Annotated in this window: 7 protein-coding genes and 1 pseudogene; 6 read left to right on the top strand and 2 right to left on the bottom strand. The window is 51.0% G+C overall.

Annotated features, from left to right (window positions below):
- Nucleotides 1-331 (bottom strand): annotated as a pseudogene (locus BZG83_RS15085) (HAD family hydrolase); the annotation flags it as partial.
- Between the two features lie 27 nt (nt 332-358).
- A complete protein-coding gene (locus BZG83_RS15080) occupies nt 359-1,519 on the bottom strand; it encodes a 2-octaprenyl-3-methyl-6-methoxy-1,4-benzoquinol hydroxylase (protein WP_077481757.1) in 1,161 nt (386 codons plus the stop codon).
- 304 nt (nt 1,520-1,823) lie between these two features.
- Between BZG83_RS15080 and miaB the strand changes: the two genes are divergently transcribed.
- From miaB to BZG83_RS15050, 6 genes are all read left to right on the top strand, one after another.
- Nucleotides 1,824-3,248 carry a tRNA (N6-isopentenyl adenosine(37)-C2)-methylthiotransferase MiaB gene (miaB, locus tag BZG83_RS15075; protein ID WP_069587386.1) on the top strand — a complete coding sequence of 475 codons (1,425 nt, stop codon included), beginning with the start codon at nt 1,824-1,826 and terminating at the stop codon, nt 3,246-3,248.
- A 54-nt stretch (nt 3,249-3,302) separates the two neighbouring features.
- Nucleotides 3,303-4,379, top strand: coding sequence for a PhoH family protein (locus BZG83_RS15070; RefSeq protein ID WP_077481755.1), 1,077 nt, complete (start codon nt 3,303-3,305; stop codon nt 4,377-4,379).
- Nucleotides 4,376-4,846 carry an rRNA maturation RNase YbeY gene (gene ybeY / locus BZG83_RS15065; protein WP_077481753.1) on the top strand — a complete coding sequence of 157 codons (471 nt, stop codon included), beginning with the start codon at nt 4,376-4,378 and terminating at the stop codon, nt 4,844-4,846. The genes BZG83_RS15070 and ybeY overlap by 4 nt, the downstream gene beginning before the upstream one ends.
- Nucleotides 4,847-4,864: 18 nt before the next feature.
- Nucleotides 4,865-5,737, top strand: a complete 873-nt coding sequence (gene corC / locus BZG83_RS15060; RefSeq protein WP_069587389.1) for a CNNM family magnesium/cobalt transport protein CorC — start codon at nt 4,865-4,867, stop codon at nt 5,735-5,737.
- The gene (gene lnt / locus BZG83_RS15055) at nt 5,733-7,298 is read left to right on the top strand and encodes an apolipoprotein N-acyltransferase (protein ID WP_077481759.1); all 1,566 of its coding nucleotides are present in this window, start codon (nt 5,733-5,735) and stop codon (nt 7,296-7,298) included. The genes corC and lnt overlap by 5 nt, the downstream gene beginning before the upstream one ends.
- Nucleotides 7,299-7,369: 71 nt before the next feature.
- Nucleotides 7,370-7,948 carry a YSC84-related protein gene (locus BZG83_RS15050; protein ID WP_077455604.1) on the top strand — a complete coding sequence of 193 codons (579 nt, stop codon included), beginning with the start codon at nt 7,370-7,372 and terminating at the stop codon, nt 7,946-7,948.
- Nucleotides 7,949-7,977: the final 29 nt, after the last annotated feature.

The raw sequence follows: 7,977 nt of genomic DNA, 5'->3' as shown, positions 1-7,977 counted from the left end.
CGGTTAACGCATAAACACCGTATCCAGCCTGTTTGGCCGAGTGAAGTAACTCGACACTACCGTAAAGACAAATTTGAGTCTGTTTAATGTAATAAAACAGTGCCTCAAGCTGCGCAGGGCTTAGCGACGTTTCTTTGGCAAAACGTTGCTTGGCTTGCGCTTCGGTGAGCGTGCCACGATTCAGCGCTTGCCAAGTATCACTGGGGAAGATTTGATTGGCATACGTGTGGGCATCTGCCGCGTCCCCTAAGGTTAGACGGATGATTTCTTCCGGTGACCAACGCACCATCACATTGCCAATATCAAAAATAATCGTCTGGTAGTTCACCATATCGCGTCCTTGCTCTTGTCGCGAAGGCTAGAGCCCTAACGCATACTTCAATACATGTTTTTTCACTGGACCACTGTGTTCGGCCAGTTTAAACAACGCATTACGCGCCAGTTTTAAAGGCGTGATTCGATTGCTAAATGCGGCGTAAAACACATCCATGCCGGTTTGCATCATCATGTTATCGGTGCGGCGGGCTTTCTCATAAGCTACTAATGTCGCATTATCCTGCCAGTGTTCGCCTGCATCGGCACAGGCATCCAGCAGGGCCGCTACATCTTTAAAGCCTAAGTTCACCCCTTGCCCTGCGAGTGGGTTAATGGTGTGGGCAGCATCACCAATCACCACAACACCATGACGATGGTACTGCTGCGCRTGGCGTCGCGTCAGCGGGAATGCGCCCCAGTTGACAGGCGTCACCTCTCCAACTTCGGCGGGAAAATTCKCCACAATCTCTGCTTTTAACTGCGCCGCATCTAACTGACACAATTGCTGAATACGTTGAGGGCTGTCGTACCACACCAAGGAAGCTTGCTGACCGCAAAGCGGCAAGAAGGAGCGCGGCCCGGAAGGGAAGAATTGTTGCCATGTGATATCTTGCTGCGGCGACGCGGTTTCGACACTAATCAGCATGCAATGTTGGCGATAGTCCCAGCTGGTGATGCCAATCTTGGCGTAGTCTCGCACTCGAGAGTTTGCGCCATCCGCACCAATCAACCACGGCGCTGTCAGTGTGTCGCCGTTGTCTAACTCAACATAGTGTTGCTGCCCCTTTTGATGCATTGATGTAATCGATGCGGGCGAGAAAACGTGCAAGTTGTCATAGCGTGAGAATTGCTGCCAGAGTCCGAGTTGAATCAAACGATTTTCGACCATATATCCCAGTTGGGGTAAGTCGAGTTGCTCTGCGCTAAAGCAGACACGGCTGTCTTCCGCTTCCCACGTTTCAAGGCGGCGATATGGACACACACGCATGGCTTCAATGTCCGTCCATGCCCCTAAATCGGACAGTAGCGCCACCGACGCATGAGAGATAGCCGAAACACGAAGATCCATTGGCTGTGAGGGCGAAAATGACTGAGGAACTTGGCGCTCAACCAACGCAACCTGACGCCCCTGACGCGCTAATCCCAACGCAGCGGCCGCACCCACCATGCCACCGCCAACAATAATGATTTCAAATGGGTTCATGACTATCTCTTTTTACTAGCAATGAGGGCATTCTACTGAAGGTTAACGAGAATTCGACCTAAATCAGATCAAATTGCGTCAATGTTCTTGGCAGTAACCACCATAAATGCGAGTCAGGTTGTGTCCTTTGTCAATGCCTTACCAAGATTGAAGGTTCTGAGGATCATTTCATCGGCCCTGTGATCTGGTCAGCGTTATTGGAAAGCAGTACAATACGCGGCTTGCCAAGCTGATTGACTGGTTAAAAACCACACAGCTTGAGGGGTAATGTCGACCATAAGATTAAAAACGAGCGTAAAGTTACATGGCTAAGAAACTGCTGATTAAAACCTGGGGTTGCCAAATGAATGAGTATGACTCATCCAAAATGGCAGATCTGCTCAATGCTTCCGGTGGTTACGAGCTGACCGAGCAACCAGAAGAAGCAGATGTTCTCCTCCTAAACACCTGCTCTATCCGTGAAAAAGCGCAAGAGAAGGTTTTCCACCAACTCGGGCGTTGGAAAACACTGAAAGACAAGAATCCAGATTTGGTGATCGGGGTTGGTGGCTGTGTAGCAACACAAGAAGGCGACCACATCCGTGAGCGCGCACCTTATGTGGATGTAATTTTTGGCCCGCAAACGCTGCACCGCCTTCCTGAGATGATCAAACAATCACGCTCAGATCATGCGCCCGTGATGGACATTACCTTCCCGGAAATAGAGAAATTCGATCGTCTTCCCGAGCCGCGTGCAGAAGGACCGACCGCTTTCGTTTCGATTATGGAAGGCTGCTCCAAGTACTGTACCTTCTGCGTGGTGCCTTATACGCGCGGTGAAGAAGTGAGCCGTCCGCTCGACGATGTCCTGTTTGAGATTGCCCAACTGGCCGAGCAAGGCGTCCGTGAAGTGAACCTGCTGGGGCAAAACGTAAACGCCTATCGTGGTGAAATGCACGACGGTGAGATTTGTACCTTTGCCGAGCTGCTGCGTTATGTGGCTGCGATTGATGGCATTGACCGTATTCGCTACACCACCAGCCATCCGGTTGAGTTTACTGACGATATCATCGAGGTGTATCGTGATACGCCAGAAGTGGTGAGCTTCCTCCACTTGCCAGTGCAAAGTGGTTCAGACCGAATTCTGACTATGATGAAGCGTCCGCACACCGCTATCGAGTATAAGTCAAAAATTCGTAAGCTGCGTCAAGCGCGCCCTGATATTACCATCAGCTCTGACTTTATCGTCGGCTTCCCGGGTGAAACGGACCAAGACTTTGAAGCGACCATGAAGCTGATCACGGATATCGACTTCGATATGAGCTTTAGTTTTGTGTATTCACCACGCCCTGGTACGCCAGCCGCCGATATGCCTGACGACACCCCAGAGCAAGTGAAAAAAGAACGTCTGTACCGCCTGCAGCAACAAATTAACAGCCAAGCGATGCGTTACTCACGACTGATGCTCAACACGGAGCAACGTATTCTGGTTGAAGGCCCATCTCGTAAGAATCTGATGGAGCTACGCGGCCGTACCGAAAACAACCGTGTCGTTAACTTTGAAGGCTCTGTCGATTTGATTGGCCAATTTGTTGACGTCAAAATTACTGAAGTGATGCCAAACTCGCTCCGCGGTGAGCTGGTTCGTACTGAAAAAGATATGGACCTGCGTGTCGCCGTCTCGCCAACCGAAATCATGGCGAAAACACGTAATGAAAACGAGCTTGGCGTTGGTGTATATACTCCTTAAGGAGTTCATCGATTCAAGGGCGCCGGGAAGCCGGCGCCTAAAGCGAGGATAACCTTGTCTAAAATTATCACTCTTGATCTTACTTTAGAGCCAGCCGATAACACCCGACTTGCCAATCTTTGTGGCCCGTTTGACGACAATATCAAACAATTAGAACGCCGCTTAGGTGTGGAAATTAATCACAGACACAATGCGTTTTCGATTGTTGGCAAGCCACATACCGCGAATGCCGCGGTAGATATTCTCAAGCATTTGTATGTTGATACTGCCCCAGTGCGTGGCAGCTACCCAGACATTGAGCCGGAAGCCATTCACTTGGCAATCAAAGAATCGGGCGTACTCGAGCAAACCACCGAATCAAGCATCCCATACGGTAAAGAGATTAATATCAAAACCAAAAAAGGGGTGATCAAACCGCGTACGCCAAACCAAGCGCAATATATTGCTAACATGGTTAGCCATGACATTACCTTTGGTATTGGTCCGGCGGGAACCGGTAAAACCTACTTGGCGGTCGCAGCGGCGGTTGATGCACTTGAGCGCCAAGAAATTCGCCGTATTTTGCTGACACGTCCTGCGGTAGAGGCCGGTGAAAAACTGGGCTTTTTGCCCGGCGATCTCAGCCAAAAAGTCGATCCTTATCTGCGCCCTTTGTACGATGCCTTGTTTGAAATGCTTGGCTTTGAGCGCGTTGAAAAGCTGATTGACCGTAACGTGATTGAAGTCGCGCCGCTGGCCTATATGCGTGGCCGTACCCTCAATGACGCTTTTATTATTCTCGATGAAAGCCAAAACACGACGGTGGAACAAATGAAGATGTTCCTGACTCGGATTGGCTTTAATTCGCGTGCTGTGATCACCGGTGACGTGACACAAGTGGATTTGCCACGCAACGCGAAATCGGGCTTACGCCATGCCATTGAAGTGCTCTCTGATGTCAAAGAAATCAGCTTCCACTTCTTTCAAGCTGACGACGTGGTTCGCCACCCTGTGGTGACGCGTATTGTTCAAGCCTATGATAAATGGGAAGCGGAAGATGCGCGCGCACGCAAAGAAGCCGAAGCGCGTCGTCGTGAGGCACGCGAAGCACAAATGCACACAGAACACAGCCAATCGCAGGAACAATCATGAGTTATTACGTGGATGTTCAGCTGGCGTGTGATAATACTGACGGGTTGCCCAGTGATGATCAGCTCCAAGCTTGGTTTGAACACGCCGTGCGCAACGCGCGTGAACAAGCGGAAGTCACGATTCGTCTGGTTGACGAAGGTGAGAGCCAGAGCTTGAATCGCGATTATCGTGGCAAAGATAAACCCACAAATGTGTTATCGTTTCCGTTCGATGCCCCTCCCGGTATCGACATTGATTTGCTCGGCGATCTGATCATTTGCCGCCAAGTGGTTGAGCGTGAAGCTGAACAACAAGGCAAGCAATTGATGGATCACTGGGCACACATGGTCGTGCATGGCAGCTTACACCTGCTCGGTTACGACCATATTGAGGATGATGAAGCCGAGCAAATGGAAGCCTTAGAGCGTGACATTTTAGCTACCATGGGGGTGCCTGATCCCTATGCGAACGACTTCATTGAGCGTTAACTAACTGAATGAATTTGAATGAACGACGATAATTCGCAAAACGCAGACGGTCCGAGTAGGAAGACCTTCTTCGAGCGGCTAGGACAGTTTTTCCAAGCTGATCCTAAAGACAGACAGGAACTGGTGGATGTGTTCCGCGATTCAGAGCAAAACGCCCTGATCGACCATGACACAAGAGACATGCTGGAAGGTGTCATGCAAATCTCCGACATGCGTGTTCGAGATATCATGATCCCCCGCTCGCAGATGGTAACCGTTGAACGATCGCAGTCTTTGGAAGCGATCATTAATATCATCATTGATGCCCAACACTCGCGTTATCCTGTGATCAGCGATGACAAAGACCATGTTGAAGGCATCTTACTTGCGAAAGATCTGCTGCGCTACTTGCGCCCAGATGCCGAAAACTTCGATATCGAGAAGGTGTTACGCCCTGCCGTGGTGGTGCCTGAGAGTAAACGCGTTGACCGCTTACTCAAAGAGTTCCAAGAAGAACGCTACCACATGGCGATCGTGATCGATGAATTTGGCGGTGTATCGGGCGTGGTCACCATTGAAGATATCTTGGAAGAAATCGTTGGCGAAATCGAAGATGAGTACGACGAGGACGACGAACAAGAAATCCGTCAGCTAAGCCGCCATACTTTTGCGGTAAAAGCACTGACCACGTTAGAAGACTTTAATACACATTTCGGCAGTCAGTTCCAAGACGATGTGGTAGACACCATCGGCGGCTTGGTCATGACCAGCTTTGGCCATCTGCCCGATCGCGGCGAGGAAGTGGATATCGAACATTTCCACTTTAAGGTGACCTCGGCAGACAGCCGTCGTATCATTCAGCTACAAGTCACCATTCCTGACAGTAGCGAACCTCAAAGTGAAAGCGATTAATCACATTGTGCGTCAAATTGGGCAGCCTCTCGCGGCTGCCCTGCTTGGTGCCAGTGCCACCCTTGCCTTTGCCCCCTTCTCTTACTGGCTGCTAATGCCAGTATCGCTTTGGGGTCTATTCCTGTTGCTCCAATCCACCTCCCCCAAAAGGGCCAGTTTGCTCGGCTTTTTCTGGGGTCTGGGTCAATTTGCTACCGGCGTCAGCTGGGTGTATGTCAGTATCGATCATTTTGGAGGCATGCCCGCCATAGCAGGCTTGTCCTTAATGGCGCTGCTGGTCATATACCTTGCATTGTATCCTGCGTTATTCGCCGGAGTGTTAGCGCGCTGCTCGGTGCGCCATGCCGCGATTAAGTGGCTATTTCTCGCGCCTAGTCTATGGCTGGTGGCCGATGGGTTACGAGGCTGGGTCTTTACCGGTTTCCCGTGGCTGTGGCCCGGCTACAGCCAAATTGATAGTCCTTTAGCTGGCGTAGCGCCTGTGCTCGGTGTGCAAGGCATCACTTGGGTGCTGGTGCTAATGGCAGGATTGGCGACCTTAATCACGCCCAAATGGGGCGCGTGGCAAGGACGCAAGCAGTTAGCTGGCCTTGTGGCGATCGCAGGGATATCCGCGTGTGCCTACGGGCTTAACACCATCCAGTGGGTTGAAGCGAATCCAGAGAAACAACAAACGGTTTCACTGATCCAAGGCAATATTCCCCAAGCGTTAAAGTGGCGTATCGATCAACGCTGGCCAACCTTAATGAAGTACCTAGATCTCACCCGCCAACATTGGGATAGCGATGTGGTGATCTGGCCAGAAGCGGCTATTCCGGCATTGGAGCGTGACTTACCTCGCTTTTTTGAGCAATTAGATACCGCCGCGAAAAATAACCACACCACGGTCATTACCGGCGTGTTAGACCAAAATGCGGCAGGGCAATATTTTAATAATGTGATTGCGGTTGGCGCTGATACGCCTAGCTATCAGTATCCTGCGCCGAAGCAATACAGCAAGCATCATTTGCTCCCGTTTGGTGAATTCGTTCCCTTTGAATCGTTACTGCGTCCGCTTGCGCCTTTATTTAATTTGCCCATGTCTTCGTTCTCACCGGGCGAGGCCATACAACCGGCATTACCGGCCAATGGCTTGGCCTACATCACGGCGCTTTGCTACGAAATTGCGTTTCCAGCGCAAATTCGCGCCAACTTGACGCCGGACAGTAACGCGATTATCACTTTATCGAATGATGCGTGGTTTGGCCGCTCAATTGGCCCATTGCAGCATTTAGAGATTGCGCGGATGCGCGCGCGTGAGTTTGGCTTGCCGGTCATTCGTGCCACCAATAATGGTGTGACTGCGATTATGGATGCACGCGGCAATATTCAGCAATCCCTCCCGCAATTTGAAACCGGTGTGCTTACCACCACAGTCACCAGCACTGTGGGTCTCACCCCCTATCGCCAATGGGGTAATACCCCGCTTTGGATTTGGGTGGTGATAAGTGGGCTTATTGGCTGGCGATATCGCGGCCAGCCTTATCATCGCACTCCACGGAAAATTTCCACACGCGCCTGACATTTGTCCGCCTGAACTGACGTAACGTGTGAGGTGAAAGACTCACTTTGATGACGAAGAGGGATAAAAACATGTTACGTCGTTCGTATGTATGGTTGAGCATGGCGTTAGTGGCACTGACCGCCCTAGTAGGCTGTGCCACCCATTCTCAGCAGGATCAAATTAGCCAAGCAAACCTGGCACGCGATCAGTTTTATCAATATCCGCAAACCCAACCGTTTTTTGATAACGCCTATGGCTATGCCGTGTTTCCTTCGGTCGGTAAAGGCGGTTTTTGGGTGGGCGGCGCATACGGTAAAGGCGTGGTCTACCGCCAAGGTCAACCGGTCAGCGCAGCCGAGTTAAAGCAAGTGTCGGTCGGTCTTACTTTTGGCGGACAAGCCTTCAGCGAAATCGTCTTTTTTGAAGATCAAGCCGCGTATGACCGCTTTATGAAAGGACAAGTAGAGCTGGGCGCACAAGCCTCCGCGACTGCCTTAACCGAAGGCGCCTCTGCGCAAGCCGGCACCGCAGGCACCTCGGCGTCAGCCAGTAACCGTCAGTCAAAAGCCTATTATGTTAATGGTCTGACTGTCTTTACCCATGCTAAGGGTGGCCTGATGGTCGAAGCGGCACTTGCAGGTCAGCAATTTAGTCCGGCTAGCTGGTAGTCGCAACGATTAACCGCCTATCTTAAGAC

This window comes from Salinivibrio sp. PR919 (assembly GCF_001995355.1).
GTDB lineage: Bacteria > Pseudomonadota > Gammaproteobacteria > Enterobacterales > Vibrionaceae > Salinivibrio > Salinivibrio proteolyticus.
This window is presented reverse-complemented; position numbering and strand designations above follow the sequence as displayed.

What these genes read in the sequence shown, in the direction of transcription:
- miaB (WP_069587386.1), top strand. Translation starts at nt 1,824, where the DNA reads ATGGCTAAGAAACTGCTGATTAAAACCTGGGGTTGCCAAATGAATGAG.
- ybeY (WP_077481753.1), top strand. Translation starts at nt 4,376, where the DNA reads ATGAGTTATTACGTGGATGTTCAGCTGGCGTGTGATAATACTGACGGG.
- corC (WP_069587389.1), top strand. Translation starts at nt 4,865, where the DNA reads ATGAACGACGATAATTCGCAAAACGCAGACGGTCCGAGTAGGAAGACC.
- BZG83_RS15050 (WP_077455604.1), top strand. Translation starts at nt 7,370, where the DNA reads ATGTTACGTCGTTCGTATGTATGGTTGAGCATGGCGTTAGTGGCACTG.